18 protein-coding genes are annotated in these 14408 nt (G+C 67.9%); 10 read left to right on the forward strand and 8 right to left on the reverse strand.

Annotated features, from left to right (window positions below; all coding sequences use genetic code 11):
• Positions 1 to 84: 84 nt before the first annotated feature.
• On the reverse strand, positions 85 to 717 hold the full coding sequence (locus ACFXHE_RS38150) for a TetR family transcriptional regulator (RefSeq protein ID WP_379389678.1): 633 nt from the start codon (positions 715 to 717) through the stop codon (positions 85 to 87).
• A 192-nt stretch (positions 718 to 909) separates the two neighbouring features.
• On the opposite strand from ACFXHE_RS38150, the gene ACFXHE_RS38155 reads away from it, so the two are divergent.
• Entirely contained in the window at positions 910 to 1713 is an 804-nt protein-coding gene (locus ACFXHE_RS38155) for an IclR family transcriptional regulator (protein WP_379389680.1), read from the forward strand.
• A gap of 46 nt (positions 1714 to 1759) precedes the next feature.
• On the opposite strand, the gene ACFXHE_RS38160 is transcribed toward ACFXHE_RS38155, so the two are convergent.
• Both ACFXHE_RS38160 and ACFXHE_RS38165 read right to left on the reverse strand, forming a co-directional pair.
• Positions 1760 to 2896, reverse strand: coding sequence for a Rieske 2Fe-2S domain-containing protein (locus ACFXHE_RS38160; RefSeq protein ID WP_379389682.1), 1137 nt, complete (start codon positions 2894 to 2896; stop codon positions 1760 to 1762).
• A gap of 200 nt (positions 2897 to 3096) precedes the next feature.
• Positions 3097 to 3741, reverse strand: a complete 645-nt coding sequence (locus ACFXHE_RS38165; RefSeq protein ID WP_354843187.1) for a TetR family transcriptional regulator — start codon at positions 3739 to 3741, stop codon at positions 3097 to 3099.
• A 105-nt stretch (positions 3742 to 3846) separates the two neighbouring features.
• On the opposite strand from ACFXHE_RS38165, the gene ACFXHE_RS38170 reads away from it, so the two are divergent.
• From ACFXHE_RS38170 to ACFXHE_RS38185, 4 genes are all read left to right on the forward strand, one after another.
• Entirely contained in the window at positions 3847 to 4659 is an 813-nt protein-coding gene (locus ACFXHE_RS38170; protein ID WP_379389684.1) for an SDR family NAD(P)-dependent oxidoreductase, read from the forward strand.
• A 2-nt stretch (positions 4660 to 4661) separates the two neighbouring features.
• Entirely contained in the window at positions 4662 to 5495 is an 834-nt protein-coding gene (locus ACFXHE_RS38175) for a TIGR03619 family F420-dependent LLM class oxidoreductase (protein ID WP_379389740.1), read from the forward strand.
• Between the two features lie 13 nt (positions 5496 to 5508).
• Positions 5509 to 6009, forward strand: coding sequence for a nuclear transport factor 2 family protein (locus tag ACFXHE_RS38180; RefSeq protein WP_379389686.1), 501 nt, complete (start codon positions 5509 to 5511; stop codon positions 6007 to 6009).
• Positions 6010 to 6096: 87 nt separating this feature from the next.
• Positions 6097 to 7452, forward strand: a complete 1356-nt coding sequence (locus tag ACFXHE_RS38185) for a TIGR03118 family protein (protein WP_379389688.1) — start codon at positions 6097 to 6099, stop codon at positions 7450 to 7452.
• Between the two features lie 76 nt (positions 7453 to 7528).
• Here the strand turns inward: ACFXHE_RS38185 and ACFXHE_RS38190 are convergent, their stop codons facing one another.
• The gene (locus tag ACFXHE_RS38190) at positions 7529 to 7891 is read right to left on the reverse strand and encodes a hypothetical protein (RefSeq protein ID WP_379389690.1); all 363 of its coding nucleotides are present in this window, start codon (positions 7889 to 7891) and stop codon (positions 7529 to 7531) included.
• 129 nt (positions 7892 to 8020) lie between these two features.
• Between ACFXHE_RS38190 and ACFXHE_RS38195 the strand changes: the two genes are divergently transcribed.
• Positions 8021 to 8773: a helix-turn-helix transcriptional regulator gene (locus ACFXHE_RS38195; RefSeq protein ID WP_379389692.1), complete on the forward strand. Its 753-nt coding sequence runs from the start codon at positions 8021 to 8023 to the stop codon at positions 8771 to 8773.
• 10 nt (positions 8774 to 8783) lie between these two features.
• Here the strand turns inward: ACFXHE_RS38195 and ACFXHE_RS38200 are convergent, their stop codons facing one another.
• Positions 8784 to 8927, reverse strand: a complete 144-nt coding sequence (locus ACFXHE_RS38200; RefSeq protein ID WP_379389694.1) for a hypothetical protein — start codon at positions 8925 to 8927, stop codon at positions 8784 to 8786.
• Positions 8928 to 9102: 175 nt separating this feature from the next.
• Here ACFXHE_RS38200 and ACFXHE_RS38205 point away from each other — a divergent pair, with 175 nt between their 5' ends.
• Both ACFXHE_RS38205 and ACFXHE_RS38210 read left to right on the forward strand, forming a co-directional pair.
• Positions 9103 to 9705, forward strand: coding sequence for a dihydrofolate reductase family protein (locus ACFXHE_RS38205; protein WP_379389696.1), 603 nt, complete (start codon positions 9103 to 9105; stop codon positions 9703 to 9705).
• Between the two features lie 56 nt (positions 9706 to 9761).
• A complete protein-coding gene (locus ACFXHE_RS38210; protein ID WP_379389698.1) occupies positions 9762 to 10175 on the forward strand; it encodes a VOC family protein in 414 nt (137 codons plus the stop codon).
• Between the two features lie 15 nt (positions 10176 to 10190).
• On the opposite strand, the gene ACFXHE_RS38215 is transcribed toward ACFXHE_RS38210, so the two are convergent.
• The 3 genes from ACFXHE_RS38215 to ACFXHE_RS38225 all read right to left on the reverse strand — a co-directional run bounded on the left by ACFXHE_RS38215 (position 10191) and on the right by ACFXHE_RS38225 (position 12316).
• Complete coding sequence (locus tag ACFXHE_RS38215; protein WP_379389700.1) at positions 10191 to 10346, reverse strand: hypothetical protein; 156 nt, start codon at positions 10344 to 10346, stop codon at positions 10191 to 10193.
• Between the two features lie 122 nt (positions 10347 to 10468).
• A complete protein-coding gene (locus tag ACFXHE_RS38220) occupies positions 10469 to 11548 on the reverse strand; it encodes an alkaline phosphatase family protein (protein ID WP_379389702.1) in 1080 nt (359 codons plus the stop codon).
• 96 nt (positions 11549 to 11644) lie between these two features.
• A complete protein-coding gene (locus tag ACFXHE_RS38225; protein ID WP_364616331.1) occupies positions 11645 to 12316 on the reverse strand; it encodes a TetR family transcriptional regulator in 672 nt (223 codons plus the stop codon).
• A gap of 143 nt (positions 12317 to 12459) precedes the next feature.
• Between ACFXHE_RS38225 and ACFXHE_RS38230 the strand changes: the two genes are divergently transcribed.
• Complete coding sequence (locus tag ACFXHE_RS38230) at positions 12460 to 13611, forward strand: acyl-CoA dehydrogenase family protein (protein WP_379389704.1); 1152 nt, start codon at positions 12460 to 12462, stop codon at positions 13609 to 13611.
• A 29-nt stretch (positions 13612 to 13640) separates the two neighbouring features.
• On the forward strand, positions 13641 to 14390 hold the full coding sequence (gene fabG, locus ACFXHE_RS38235) for a 3-oxoacyl-ACP reductase FabG (protein ID WP_379389706.1): 750 nt from the start codon (positions 13641 to 13643) through the stop codon (positions 14388 to 14390).
• Positions 14391 to 14408 lie beyond the last annotated feature (18 nt).

Consider the following 14408-nt stretch of genomic DNA (forward strand, 5'->3'; position numbering starts at 1 on the left):
GGGTGCACACCTCGCGCACCCGGCCGTCCGCGCTGTGACGGGTCTGTCGCCGCGGTCGATTCGACCGTGATCAACCTCTGCCTCTCACGTCGGGTGTGCGACCGGGGAGGTCACCGCGCTCAGTCCGGCGAACAGTACGGTCAAGCCGCGCTGCATGATCGCTTCGACCTCGGCGAAATCGGTCGACTCGGCCCTGACGATCCAGTGCGTGTAGGCCTGGCGGCTGGTCTGTACCACCAGTTGGGCGGGCAGTTCGCGCAGGAACGGATCGGTGCCGAGATCGATACGCGCGGCGAGGAATTCGGTGATGGGCTCGTAGAGCCATTCGCCCCACTCCAGCCATCGACGCCGGTATTCGGGCGTGTTGATCATCAGGGTCATGAAGGTCCGATCGAAGTCGAACGACTGCCGTTGATGGACCTCGGTGGTGAATGCGTGGGTCAGGACGTCGGCCGGATCGGTGTCGATGGGCGCCTTCGCGAGCACCTCGCGGACGAGCTGTTCACTGCGACGGAACAGGGGGAGCACCACATCCTCCTTCGTCGCGAAGTAGCGGTGGAAGGTGCGTGGCGCGATTCCGACCGTCTCGCAGATGCGTTCGACCGTCGCGGAGGTGTCGCCGTCGGCGACGAACAGAGTGTGGGCCGCGAGCGCGATGGTCAGGCGTAGGTCTTCGGCCCGCTTGTGGGCCAGCTTCGCCTTGGCCGGGTTGCTCACGACGAGTCCTCCTCATTGCTGGTCGCGCCTACCGTAACGCCGTACCGGCGGCCCCCGGGGCGACGGGCGGGAATCCGGAGAAACAGGTCGAGTGGTGCCTTTACCGGGCAATGTGGTCGTGCTCACGCTCTGTGTGTCATATTCTGCCACAAATGGCAGAATATGACATTGGTGTTCGAAGGTAGGTGGAACGTGGCAGCGACGACACGAACTCACGACGCCCCAGCGGCCATGATCGATCGGGTGGCATCACTGCTCGATGCCTTCGATGGGCCGAGATCGCTGACATTGGCGGAGATCGCGCAGCGGGCCGGGCTGCCACGGTCGTCGACGCATCGGATTCTGCGGCGTCTGGTGGAACTGGGCTGGGTGGAGCGTGAAGGTTTCGAGTACGGGCTCGGCTTGCGAATGTTCGAACTCGGTGCGCAGGTGGCCCCGCAGCGCCGGTTGCGCGAGACCGCCGCTCCGGTGCTGACCGCGCTACATCTACGCACGGGTTTGACCGCGCACCTGAGCATTCTGGCCGGCCCGGACGTGCTGCACCTCGAGCGATTGGGTCCACCGCCCGGGCCCGGAGCCGGATGGTCGGTCGGGGCACGCCAGGCCGCGGCCCTGACCGCGCCGGGGCGGGCGCTACTGGCCGGGCTCGACCCGCAGCGGTGGCCCGAACTGTCGTTCCGGCAGGCGCCGACCTGCTACAGCGTGTGCTCGTCGCGACAGCTGGCGCGGGAACTGGGCGCGGTTCACGATCGTGGCGGTGTCGCGGTCGACTCGCAGGGCTGTGTACTGGGGGTCACGGTCGTGGCCGCTGCCATCGGCGGGCTGTGCGAGAGCGCACCGGCCGCGGTATCGCTGTCGGGTCCGACCCGGTCGGTACCCATCGAAAACGCTACGGCCGCAGTGCGAAGCGCCGCGGTCGATATCCGGCGACGCCTGCTGGGGTTGCGGCCGAACGCCCGCACCGGGAAAGTCTCCGGTGCGGGCGTGCGCTCATGACACCGGCGCGGCGGCTGCGCTCATGACACCGGCGCGGCGGCTGCGCTCATGACACCGGCGCGGCGGCTGCGCGGGCCAGATTGGCTCGGACCTCGGCATGCCAGGCCTCGGCCGGGCGGGTGGTGTCGAGTTCGTATTCGAATCGATCGACCATCGCCGGTTCGATATCGGCCTGGTCGACGTAGAACTGCTGATACCAGCGGCGCAACTGATACACCGGGCCGTCTTCCTCACAGAGCAGCGGATTGTCGATGCGCGCCTTGCGTTTCCAGATCGCCACGTCCTGCTCGAAGCCGAGCTTGACCCAGTCGCCCATCGCACGGGCGCCGGCCATGGCTTCCTCGGCGTCGAGACCGGCGGGGATTTCGACCATGATGCCGTACTGCAGGACGAAGGAGTTCGCGTCGATCGGATAGTGGCAGTTGATCAAAACTGTTTTGTGGTCGCCGTTTTCATAGCGATAGAGCAGGTCGTCGATCATGAACGAGGGTCCGTAGTACGAGGCAACCGACTGTGTGCCGAGCAGCTTCGGCTCGCCGACCGGTCCCGGCAGATCCTCGCGCGCACCGCTGTCGAAGTACTGGGTCGCCACATGCCCCTCGAACACGTTGCGGAAGTAGGTGGGCAACGAGCCGTGCACGTAGAAGAAGTGCGCCATATCGACGATGTTGTCAACGATTTCACGGCAGTTGGTGCCGACGACGGTGGTGTACCAGTGCCAATCGGTCCACCCGTCGCTGCCGGCCGCCTCGATGCGGGGAATGGCGACCTCTGGTGGCGGCGGATTGCCCTCGGGGTCGTTCCACACGAACAGCATCCCGTCCTGCTGCAGCGTCTTCCACGCTCGGGTACGTGCCAGCGGCGGGACGCGGCGGCCGTAGGGAATCTGCTTGCAGCGGCCGTCCCCGCCCCAGCGCCAGTCGTGAAACGGGCACGCGATCTCGTCGCCTTTGACTTCGCCGTCGGACAGATCCCCGCCCATGTGCCGGCAGTAGGCGTCCAGCACCTTCAGCGTGCCGTCCGCCCCGGCGAAGACCACCAGCTTGGTCCCGAACGCCCGAATGGAATGCGGCTTGCCGTCGGCGAAATCGCGCACCAACCCCAGACAGTGCCAGCCTCGCGCGAAGCGGGCCGGTGCCGGTTCGGCTTCGACCCGGCGGAACTGGTCACGCATCGTTGTCATAGGTACCGTCCTCGCTCGGTGTGAATGCGGAACACCAACTCACGGCCCCGTCATCGGAGCCGATCCCGCACATTCCCGTTATAACGGTGGAAAAACCCATGCCGCGCAGACGATTTCACTGACTGGAAGAGTGGAGAAAACTCCTCCATGGGGTCTCGGTGACTGGAACGTGAAACGGTGGTCACCTCCGGGTTCGCCGCTTATCGTGCCGATCGCCAGGGAGCGAGGAGGAGTTCGCAAGCGCGGTGGACGTCGGCGAGGGCTTGGTCGATGGTCAGGCGGCCCGCGATGGTCCAGGTGAGAATGCCGTAGACGCACTGCTCCAGCAGACGTGCCAGGCGGTGGTCCTCGTCGGCCGGGTTCGTGATGCCCGCGGCGGCCAGGATGCGTTCGGGCATCACCTGATCCGTGACCAGAGCTGCCGCAGCGGAGGCCGTCTCGGGGGACGACGGATCGTGGGGCAGGGCGTGGCCTTCGGCGCGCACCGCGTTCATCGATACCATCATCGCCCGGGCCAGCAGGGGGTGGCGCAGCAGCTCGCCGATTGCACGGCTCAGGAACTCGGTCGCACCGGTGACCGGGTCGCCGGGAACCGCTGCGGGGTGCGGCAATTCGCGGACCGCCCCATCGAGGACCGCCGCGAACAGGTGGTTCTTGGACGGGTAGTACCGGTACAGCGTGCCCAGCGCGACCCCCGCGGACTGCGCGACCTCGCTCATCTGCACCCGCTCCAGGCCGTGCTCGGCGCCCAGTCGGGCGGCCGCGCGCAGGATCGCGCGCTGCCGCTCCAGTTGCCGGGCCGTCGAGACGCGGCCGGGGGCGCGGGAGTCCTGAATGCGCGGCATGAAATCACCTTCCGTCCGATAACTAGAATTCACTCTAGTTTTTCTGGGCAGAAGTTTGTAGAACTGGAAGGGACCGAGTTCGATCTCACAGGTGAGGAAGTAGCGATGAACGGTGTGGACCCGCAGCGTTATGGGCCGTGGGCGGTCATCACCGGGGGATCAGAAGGGGTCGGGCGGTCGTTCGCGTTGGAGCTCGCCGGGGCCGGGATCGCGCTGCTGCTGGTGGCGCGGCGGGTTGAACCGCTCGAGGCGACGGCCGCGGAATGCCGGGAGCTGGGGGTCGAGGTGCGCACGCTCGCAATCGATCTGACCGCCGCCTACGCGGTGGGCGAGATCGTCACCGCGGTTGCCGACGTGGAGGTCGGCCTGCTGGTTCTCAACGCCGGGGCCAATACCCACAGCGCGCCGTTCGTGGACGGGGATCTGGACGCGTTCGGGCAGGTCATCGATTTGAACATCACCGCGCCGCTCGGGCTGATCCACCACTTCGGGCGCGCCATGAAAACGCGTGGGCGAGGCGGGATTCTGATGGTCGGGTCACTGGCCGGGTATCTGGGCTCGCAGCATCACACCGTGTACGGCGGGGTCAAGGCGTTCGGGCGGATCTTCGCCGAGAGCCTGTGGCTGGAGCTCGGGGAGCACGGGGTGGATGTGCTCGAACTGGTGCTCGGCGTGACCCGGACACCGGCCATGGAACGCGTCGGACTCGACTTCACCGTGCCGGGGATGACGGTGTCCGAGCCCGATGACGTGGCGCGGGAAGGGCTTTCGCGGCTCGGGCACGGGCCAGTGCACATCATGTCCGGCAACGAGGCGGGAGCCGCCCAGCGCAATGACCCGGATCGGGCGGCCGCCGTGCTGCGCGCCGACAAGGGCATGCGGCGGCTCATGGGTCTGCCGGAACGGGCGGTGCGATGAGTATCCGGCTCGGTCTGTCCACGCCGATCGTGGTGCAGGTGCCCGGCGTCGCCTCGCCCTGGGAAGCCACCGCGGGCCCCGAGGATCTGACCCGGATCGCCATGGCCGCCGACGAACTCGGCTTCGACCACCTCACCTGCTCCGACCACGTCGGCGTGCCCGCGGCGGCCGCGGCGGTGCGCGGCGCGACCTATTGGGACCCGCTGGCCACACTGTCGTACCTGGCGGCGCGCACCACCCGGATCCGGCTCGCCACCTCGGTGCTCGTGCTGGGCTACCACCATCCGCTGGCGCTGGCCAAGAGCTACGGCACCCTCGACCGGCTCAGTGGCGGCCGGGTGGTGCTCGGGGTCGGAGTGGGCTCTCTCGCAGAGGAATTCGCCCTGCTCGGCGCGGCCTGGGAGGACCGGGGCGCGCGGGCCGATGCGGCACTGACCCGATTGCGCCGGGCCTGGGGTCGCCGCGATGCCGAAGGCTTCGTGCTGGAACCGCACGCCACCGCCACCACCGTGCCGATCTGGGTGGGCGGCCGCACTCGCCGATCGCTGCGCCGCGCGGTGTCGCTGGGCACCGGCTGGGTGCCGTTCGGCCTGCACGCCGACCAGATCGCGGACCTGGTCGCCACGGTGGCCGTGCCCGAGGGTTTCGATGTGGTGCTCTCGCCCGGCGTGCCGCTGGATCCGCAAGGGAACGCCGAGGATTCCCTGCGCCGGCTGGCAGCGCTGCGGGCGGCCGGGGCGACCCACCTCACCTGCACGGTCCGGGCCACCGATGCCGCCCACTACTGCGATCAGCTCGCCGCGCTGCGCGATCTGGTCGACCGTCATCTCCTGTAGCAGAAGGATTTCCATGATCGAAGAGCGTCTCGCCGTGCTCGAGGACCGGTTGCGCCGGGTCGAGGACGAGCTGGCCATCACCCGTCTGATCGCCTCCTACGGCCCGCTGGTCGATGCCGGGGCCGCCGAGGCGGTCGCCGAATTGTGGACCGAGGACGGCGAATACGACGTCGAGGGCTGGCACATGCGCGATCGCGGGCAGGTCCGCGACATGGTCGAATCGCAGGCGCACCAATCGCTCATCGCCGCCGGATCGGCGCACTTCCTGGGCCCGGTGTCGGTCACCGTGGACGGGGACACCGCGGCGGCGGTGTGCGAGTCGCTGCTGGTCCGGCGGCGGGACGGCGGATTCTTCGTGTGGCGGGCCGGGGCGAATCACTTCCGCCTGGTCCGCACTTCCGAGGGCTGGCGGATCGCGCAGCGGATCACCCGGGCTCTGGATGGTTCCGAGACCGCCCGAAAGCTGCTCATTGCCCCCTGGACCAGCGGAGATGTCGTTTCCGAATGGAAATGAGGGTCCCCTAACGACGGCGCCGATTCTTCCAGCTATGGTTAGCATCACCTAACGCCGCACCTGGGCGTTTTGCTGGAAGGACCTGAAATGAACGGACGCTCGAGCGGCATGCCGCCGGTGCGCAAGACCCTGCTGCGCGTGTCGGCACTGGGCGCAGCGCTGGTGGTCGCGGCGGCATGCAGCAATACGAAGTCGAACAACGACGACGTGAAGGCGCTCGACGGAAACCATTACGCCCAGGTCAATATCGCTTCCAACAAGGCGGACGACAAGGCGCAGTTCACCTTCCCGAACTTCATCAACGCCTGGGGCATCGCGGACCGTCCCAAGGGCGCCGGCGGGCACTTCTGGGTCGGCGCGGGCGGCTACTCCTTCCAGTTCGTCGGTGACGCCACCAAGGCGGCGGATGCCAAGTACCAGAAGATGTTCCAGGACCCGCTGAAGCTGGTCACCATCCCGGGCGCGGACTCCATCCCGGACGACGACGGCGACGACAGCGAAGGCAAGACCACCGGCGTCGTCTTCAACCCGGCCCCCATCACCTCCGACATCTTCGCGGTGAAGGACCAGCCGGTCAGCTACGACGGCAAGGACGAGAAGCTCACCGGCTCCGCGCGATTCATCTTCGCCACCGACTCCGGCAAGATCTCCGGCTGGACCGAGCAGGGCGCGGGCGGCGCCATCGTGCGCCACGACGGCCCGGCGGTGCTCGAATACGACGGCACCGCGGCGGGCATGAAGTTCAAGGGCATCGCCCTGGACCCGTCCGGCGCCAAGCTGCTGGCCGCCGACTTCGGCAAGGACCCGCAGGTCCGCACCTTCGACAAGGACTGGAAGCTGGTGCCCACCACCGGTTTCGCCAACCCCTTCGCCACCGGTGACGCCATCGACCCGGCCGACGCGGCCAAGGGCAAGAAGGTGAAGGTCGGCGACCCGGCCCCCTTCAATGTCGCCACCATCGGCGACCGCGTCTTCGTCACCTACGCCGTCACCCAGTCCGAGGGCGGCGACCCGAACAAGCTGAAGGCCGGCGAAGAGGACAAGCTCGACAAGGACCAGGAGAAGAACGCCGGCAACAAGGCCAAGAAGGGCCAGGTCGCCGAATTCGACAAGAACGGCAAGCTGGTTCGCACCCTCGACGCGGACGGTCGCCTCAACGCGCCGTGGGCCGTCACCATCGCCCCGCAGGGCTTCGGCCCGCTGTCGGGCAAGCTGCTGGTCGGCAACTTCGGCGGCGCGGGCCACATCCTGGCCCTCGACGACCAGTCCGGCAAGTTCGTCGACTACCTGCGCGACGCCGACGGCAAGCCCGCCGAGATCGAGGGCCTCTGGGGCCTCATGTTCGGCAACGGTGAGAGCCTCGGCGACGCCGACGCCCTCTACTTCACCGCGGGCCCCAACGACGAGAAGGACGGCCTCTTCGGCAGCCTCCGCCTGAAGTAGCCCGCGAAAGCCCTGGGCCCCGAGTCGATTCCGGCTCGGGGCTCACGCTTTTTCCGGGTCCGGCTCGTCGCCGGGGTCAGCTCGCGCCGACGCCGAGAGCGGTGAGCAGGACCAGCACCACGGTGACGACGGCGAAGACGCCGTGCCCGCCCACGACGATGACGGGGAAGTGGCGTTCGGCCGGTTCGGACTGCGGGACACCGGCTGCCTGGCCCCGATAGACCGGCAGCCAGCGCAGCAGCATGAAGAAGCCGAGCAGTGCCACCGGAATCAGCAGCGCGAAGGCGACCCAGGCAACAGCCTTGGTGCTGACCACCAGGTAGATGATCCACAGCACCAGCCCGGCCACGGCCAGCAGGAAGTGGCCGAAGATGACGGGTGGGGGCAGATGGCTGGAACTCGGGGGATCAGGCTCGGCCTGCTGCGGATCAGCCGTCACGACAACCTCCCAACCAGGCTTGAATTCAGGAAATAATTCTTGGCGTAATTACCCGGCCGGGTCAAGGAACACACGCTGGAGTGGTACCAAATACTTTTCGGCCATCACGATGGGCGCTATCGTGGTCACGTGACCAGTGCTTCTGCTATCGGTGCCGTCGCTGTCCTCGATGACGACCTCCGGCGCGGCATGTACTGGTACATCCGCCGCGCCCGCCGCCCCGTCACCCGCGACGAGGCCGCCGCCGAGGTCGGCATCTCCCGCAAACTCGCCGCCTTCCACCTGGACAAGCTCGTCGACGCGGGCCTGCTGCGCGCCCGCTACGAGGCGGTCGGCGCCCCCCGTCGTGTCGGCCGTACCCCCAAGGTCTACGAACCCGCCGAAACCGATGTGCGCGTGAGCATTCCGGAACGCCGCTACGAGGTTCTGGCCGAAATCCTGATGAGCGCGGTCCTCACCGAAGGCTCGGACGAGACCGCCCGGGACGTCGCCGTCCGCGTCGCCACCGAGCGCGGCACCGCCCTCGGCGCCGCCGAACGCGACCTCCGCAAACCCGGCCGCCTCGGCCCCGAACGCGCCCTCACCCTCCTCCAAGCCCTCCTGTCCGATCAGGGCTTCGAACCCGGCCGCCCGACCCCGTCCTGCATCCGCCTGCACAACTGCCCCTTCCACCCCCTCGCCGCCTCCGCCCCCGAACTCGTCTGCACCCTCAACCACGCCTACCTGTCAGGCATCCTCGACGGCCTGGGTGCGAACACCGTCGAAGCCGTCCTGGCTCCGGCCCCCGGTGAATGCTGCGTCGAACTGCGCCCGGCAGCCGACGGCCGCGACCGCCCGGATCACCCTTCGCCCGCCCCGGGCTCATCGGCAGCTTTCGCCTGAGGGAGATTGGCTATTCCATGGTCTTCCCGATCAGGAACAGTGTGAGGACGATGCCCATCACCACGACCAGTCCGTAGTGGCCGGCCGAACGGCCGTAGTCATAGGTGGAGGCGGCGACGACGATCGTCATGATCAGGAAAAGAAAGCGCTTCACCGCAGACTCCCACAGGCTCGTTCCCAACCGTACGAGCGGTGGATTCGGTTGTGCCACAGCGTAATGGGTGAAGGGCAGCGCAGTGGCAGCGGCCCGGCCGATGAATACGAGACGGTCGCCCCGTCCTACGGGTAACCGCGCGGCCCACCCCAACCCATTCGCAAGGAGCACACCGATGCGCAAGATCACCGCAGGACTGTTCATCTCCCTCGACGGCATCGTCGCCGACCCGCAGGACTGGCACTTCCCCTACTACAACGACGAGATGGGCGAGGCCGTCTCGGCCCTGGTGGCCACCGCCGACACCCTGCTGTTCGGCCGCGTCACCTACGACTCGTTCGCCGGCGCGTGGCCCGAACGCGAGGCCGCCGGAGCCGAGGACGCGGGCTTCGCGAAGGCGCTCGGCGATCTGCGCAAGATTGTGTTCTCCCATCGTGAACTCGACTTCACCTGGCGCAATTCCGAACAACCCCAAGGTGATCTGGTGGCGACCGCGGCCGCCCTCAAGGCCGAACCGGGCGGCGACATCTCGCTCAGCGGCTCGACCTCGATCGTGCGCCAGCTGCTGGCGGCCGCGCTCATCGACGAGCTGCACCTGTTCGTGCACCCCATCGCCCTGCGCAGCGACGGCCTGCGGCTCTTCGACGAGGGCACTCCCATCCCACTGCGGCTGCTGTCGGCCACGCCGTTCAAAACCGGTGTGCTGCACCTGATCTACGGGCCCGCCGACGCTCCCGAGGAGGCCGGTTACGAGGACGCGCGAGCGCACCTCGCCTGAGCACCCGCGCGGTGTCGAACCAGCGAGTAGGGCCGAGATATGCCAGCATCGGCCGCATGGCGATCTCTGTGGAGTCTGTTGCGCATATCCGGCTCACCGTGGGTGACATCGGGCGGTCGAGAGCCTTCTACGATGCGGTCTTCGGGTGGCCGGTGGCGCTGGAGATCGCGGCCGATGCGGACGACGAAACACGGCAGCGGCTGAGCTTCCTGCACGGTGGGGTGATCTACCGGATGGCGCAGGGGCTGATCGGTCTGCGGCCGGTCGGAACCGATCGGTTCGACGAGGACCGTGTCGGTCTCGACCATCTCGCCTTCCCGGTCGGTTCACTGGCCGAATTGGAGGCTGCCGCGGCGCATCTCGATGCCTGCGGGGTCGCGCACGAGGACATCAAGGACATCGGCTTCAGCTACATCCTGGAGTTCCGGGACCCGGACAACATCGCACTGGAGTTGATAGCGCCGAAGTAGGTGCGGGGGCCGGGGCTAGTTCATGGCCTTGCCGACGAAGAACATGGTCAGGACTGCACCGAGGGCTATTGCCGCGCCGTAGTGGCCGGGGGAGCGGGCATAGCCGTAGGTGGATGCGGCGAGGATGATCGCGGCGGCGAGGAATAGTAGGCGCTTCGCTTTGGGCTCCACAGGCTGGAATTCAACCGTACGAGGGGGTGGATTCCGGGGTGCCACGGCGGCGGGGGTCGAGGGCGGGAGCGGGTCCGCCGACGGCGGGCCCGCTCCTTGTCGGGCAGCGGCGCTCCGACCGGTTACTTGCCGAAGGATCCACCGGCCGAGCCGCTGGCGACCAGGCAGAGCGGATTGTTGACCATGAGCATTTGCGCCGAGCCCGAGGACGAACCGGTGATGCCGGAGTCGATGGCGGGTGTGTTCGGCGGTGTAGCGGCGGGATCACCGGAACCGCCGAGTCGTACCGAGCGGCCGTCGGAGTTCGGATCCGCCGGTGCACCCAGCAGGTCCAGCACCGTCGGGGTGATGTCGGCCAGGGTGTAGCCGTTGTTCTGCGCACCCGCGGCGAAGTCCGGCCCGCGCGCGATCATGAAACTCGCTGTCTCGTAGGCGCTCTGACCACCGTGGCCGCCCTCGGGCTTGTGTCCGTGGTCCGTGGTCACCAGGATCGTCCAGCGCTCGCCGGCGTGCGTACGGGCGCGATCGTCGACCGCCTTGGTGATCTTGCCGACCAGCGCGTCCACCCGGCCGATGGCATCCCGGTACGCCTGCGGCCAGATGCCGCGCAGGGTGTGGCCGACGATATCGACCTGATCGAGGTGGGTGAACACGAAATCCGTGCCGTCGTCGGTGATGGCGGACACCACCTGCGCCGCGGCATTCGAATCCGCGGTCGTCTCACAGACTCCCGCGCCGGTCGGATCGACCTGCGTCACGGACACCCTGTCCGCCGCGGGATTTCCGGTCCGGGCGATCATGCCGATCTTGTCCCAGGTACCCAGTGACGCGGTGGCCAGGCTCGACTTCGCGCGCTCCAGCTGCGTGAACACCGTCGGATACTGCGCGAAAGGCGCAGGGGTGCAGGTGGAGTCATTGTCCTTGATGCCGTGCTTGGTATCCCACACCCCGGTCAGGGCCGTCGCCCAGGAGACGCACGACATGGTGGTGTGCGGGGCGATGGAGGTCCGCGCCAGGGTGCCCTGGGCCGCGAGCAGGCCCAGGTTCGGGGCATTGGCCGCCTGCACCTCGCTCCACAGCGTGCCGTCGATGCCGATCACCACGACCTTGTTCACCACGGGTGCGGCCGTTGCCGGGGTGGCCGTGGCCAGCGGGAGCGCGGCCAGCGCGGCGGCGGCCACCATTGCACGAGTACGAGACATGCGCGGCAACCTAGCCGGGGTCCGGCACTTCCGCAGCAAATTCGGACAATTGACCAGAACTCTCCCGCTGAGTGAAACGTCGGCGGGACGCATCCCCTAGCCGGAGCGGGGATTCGAGCGGGTCTGCCGCCGGCGGGCCCGCTCCTTCTCGATGGCGTCGAAGCGCAGCTGCAGGCCGTCGGTGAAGGCCGACAGTGCCAATTCGAAACTCTCCGAATCGATCTCGTCGGCCTTGGCGCGCAGCAGATGCGCCTGCTCCAGATGCGGGTAGCGGTCGCGATAGACCTGGACGTCGTCGACGAAACCACGGGAGAACGAGCCCATGGTGGCGCCCATGACCAGGTAGCGGGTGGCCGCGCCGATCATGGTGGCGTCGCGCGGGGGCCAGCCCGCGGAGACCAGGCCGCCGTGGACGGCGTCGGCGGCGCGCAGGTTCTCGTCGCGGGTGCCAGGTCCGGCGGCCAGGTAGGCGACGAAGTTGGGGTGCCGGACCAGGGCGTCGCGGTAGGAGTGGGCCCATGAGGTGAGGCCGGCTCGCCAGCCCTGGTCGAAGGCCGACACATCGACCCGCGCCATGAGACCGCCCGCTATGTCGTCGAGGACGGCGTCCTTGGTGGGGTAGTGGGTGTAGAGGGAGGCAGCCTGCACACCGAGTTCGGCGGCGAGCTTGCGCATGGACAGCTCGGCGAGCCCGTCGCGGTCGATCAGGGTCAGGGCCGCGTCGCGAATCCGTTCGCGGCTCAGCAGCGGCACCTTCGGCCTGGCCATCCGGCTCACCTCCTTCGGTGGAAGACCCCAGCGATCCCCCGGCGGACGTCGAATTTATCATTCGGTCCTTGATTAACCGAACACTGTTAGGATAACTTCGGGGTCATAAACCTAACAACGTTTGGTTAGGAGCTATCGCAACCATGGACTTCGAACTCGGCGAGTCGCAGCGCGAACTGCGCGAGCTGGCCCGGGCCTGGGTGGACAAAGAGGTCGTTCCGCACGCGGCCGCCTGGGATCGGGCCGAGGCGGTCGATACCGCGATCGTCGGCAAGCTCGGTGAGATGGGCTTCCTCGGTATCGAGATCCCGGAGGAGTACGGCGGCTCCGGCGGTACGGCCCTGGACTACTGCGTCCTGCTCGAGGAACTCGGCCGCGGCGACAGCTCGGTGCGCGGCATCGTGTCCGTTTCGCTCGGCCTGGTGGCCAAGTCGATCAAGACCTACGGCACCGAGACCCAGAAGCGGGAGTGGCTGCCGCGCCTGTGCGCCGGGCAGTCACTGGGCTGCTTCGGCCTCACCGAACCCGGCGCCGGCTCCGACGCGGGCAGCCTCACCACCAAAGCCGTTGCCGACGGCGACGATTGGCTGCTGTCGGGCACCAAGATGTTCATCACCAACGGCACCTGGGCCGATGTCGCCATCATCTTCGCTCGCACCGGCGGCCCCGGTCCCAAGGGCGTGACCGCGTTCCTGGTGCCCACCGACGCCCCCGGCTTCGGGCGCACCGAGATCAAGGGCAAGCTCGGCCTGCGCGGCCAGGCCACCGCCGAACTCGTTCTCGACCAGGTCCGGGTGTCCGATGCCAACCGGCTCGGCGAGCTCGGCCAGGGCTTCAAGATCGCCATGGCCGCCCTGGACAAGGGCCGCATGGGTGTGGCCGCCGGGTGTGTCGGCGTCGCGCGCGGCTGCCTGGAGGCCGCCGTCAAATACGCTCGGGAGCGCGAGCAGTTCGGCAAGCCGATCGCCTCCTATCAGCTGGTCCAGGAACTCATCTCCGATATCGCCGTCGATGTCGAGGCGGCGCGGCTGCTCACCTGGCGGGTCGCCGACCTGGTCGGGAAGGGCAAGCCGTTCGGCACCGAGGCCTCGGTCGCCAAGCTGTTCGCCAGCGAGGCCGCGGTGAAGGCCGCCAACAATGCCATCCAGGTGTTCGGCGGATATGGCTACATCGACGAGTACCCCGTGTCGAAGTACCTGCGCGACGCCCGCGTGCTCACCCTCTACGAGGGCACCAGCCAGATCCAGAAACTGCTCATCGGACGCGCCCTCACCGGCGTGAACGCCTTCCTCTGAACGTCATTCACAGACAGGGAGATTCAGTCATGTCGAAAGTCGCAGTCGTGACCGGTGGGGCCCGCGGAATCGGCGCGGGCACCGCGGCCCGCCTGGCCGCCGACGGCTTCGCCGTCGCCATCGTCGATCTCGACGAGGCCGCCTGCAAGGACGCCGTGGACGCCATTGCCGCCCAGGGCGGCACGGCCATCGCGGTGGGCTGCAATGTCACCGACGAGGCGCAGGTCGCCGCCGCGTTCGAACGCATTGCCGCGGAACTGGGTTCGGTCGACGTGCTGGTCAACAATGCCGGCGTGCTGCGCGACAACCTGCTGTTCAAGATGTCCGTGGACGACTGGGACATCGTCATGTCCGTGCACCTGAAGGGCACGTTCCTGTGCTCGCGGGAGGCGCAGAAGTACATGGTGAAGCAGAAGTCCGGCAAGATCGTCAACACCTCCAGCGTGTCCGCGCTGGGCAGCCGCGGCCAGGCCAACTACTCGGCCGCCAAGATGGGCATCCAGGGCCTGACCCGCACGCTCGCCATGGAATTGGGCCCGTTCGGCATCAACGTGAATGCCGTCGCGCCGGGCTTCATCGTCACCGAGATGACCGATGCCACCGCCGCCCGCGTGGGCGTGTCGCCGGAGGAGTTCCGCGCCGAGGCCGCCAAGATCACCCCGCTGCGCCGGGTCGGCGAGCCCGCCGACATCGCGAACGTGGTGTCCTTCCTGGTCTCCGACAACGCCTCGTTCGTCACGGGCCAGACCATTTACGTCGACGGCGGCCGCCGCCTCTAGTTCGGAGAGATCTTCCCC

The sequence above is a fragment of the Nocardia sp. NPDC059229 genome (genome assembly GCF_042754165.1).
In the GTDB taxonomy this organism is placed as follows: domain Bacteria; phylum Actinomycetota; class Actinomycetes; order Mycobacteriales; family Mycobacteriaceae; genus Nocardia.

What these genes read in the sequence shown, in the direction of transcription:
- ACFXHE_RS38160 (WP_379389682.1), bottom strand. Translation starts at nt 2,896, where the DNA reads ATGACAACGATGCGTGACCAGTTCCGCCGGGTCGAAGCCGAACCGGCA.
- ACFXHE_RS38165 (WP_354843187.1), bottom strand. Translation starts at nt 3,741, where the DNA reads ATGCCGCGCATTCAGGACTCCCGCGCCCCCGGCCGCGTCTCGACGGCC.
- ACFXHE_RS38170 (WP_379389684.1), top strand. Translation starts at nt 3,847, where the DNA reads ATGAACGGTGTGGACCCGCAGCGTTATGGGCCGTGGGCGGTCATCACC.
- ACFXHE_RS38180 (WP_379389686.1), top strand. Translation starts at nt 5,509, where the DNA reads ATGATCGAAGAGCGTCTCGCCGTGCTCGAGGACCGGTTGCGCCGGGTC.
- ACFXHE_RS38185 (WP_379389688.1), top strand. Translation starts at nt 6,097, where the DNA reads ATGAACGGACGCTCGAGCGGCATGCCGCCGGTGCGCAAGACCCTGCTG.
- ACFXHE_RS38205 (WP_379389696.1), top strand. Translation starts at nt 9,103, where the DNA reads ATGCGCAAGATCACCGCAGGACTGTTCATCTCCCTCGACGGCATCGTC.
- ACFXHE_RS38210 (WP_379389698.1), top strand. Translation starts at nt 9,762, where the DNA reads ATGGCGATCTCTGTGGAGTCTGTTGCGCATATCCGGCTCACCGTGGGT.
- ACFXHE_RS38220 (WP_379389702.1), bottom strand. Translation starts at nt 11,548, where the DNA reads ATGTCTCGTACTCGTGCAATGGTGGCCGCCGCCGCGCTGGCCGCGCTC.
- ACFXHE_RS38225 (WP_364616331.1), bottom strand. Translation starts at nt 12,316, where the DNA reads ATGGCCAGGCCGAAGGTGCCGCTGCTGAGCCGCGAACGGATTCGCGAC.
- ACFXHE_RS38230 (WP_379389704.1), top strand. Translation starts at nt 12,460, where the DNA reads ATGGACTTCGAACTCGGCGAGTCGCAGCGCGAACTGCGCGAGCTGGCC.
- fabG (WP_379389706.1), top strand. Translation starts at nt 13,641, where the DNA reads ATGTCGAAAGTCGCAGTCGTGACCGGTGGGGCCCGCGGAATCGGCGCG.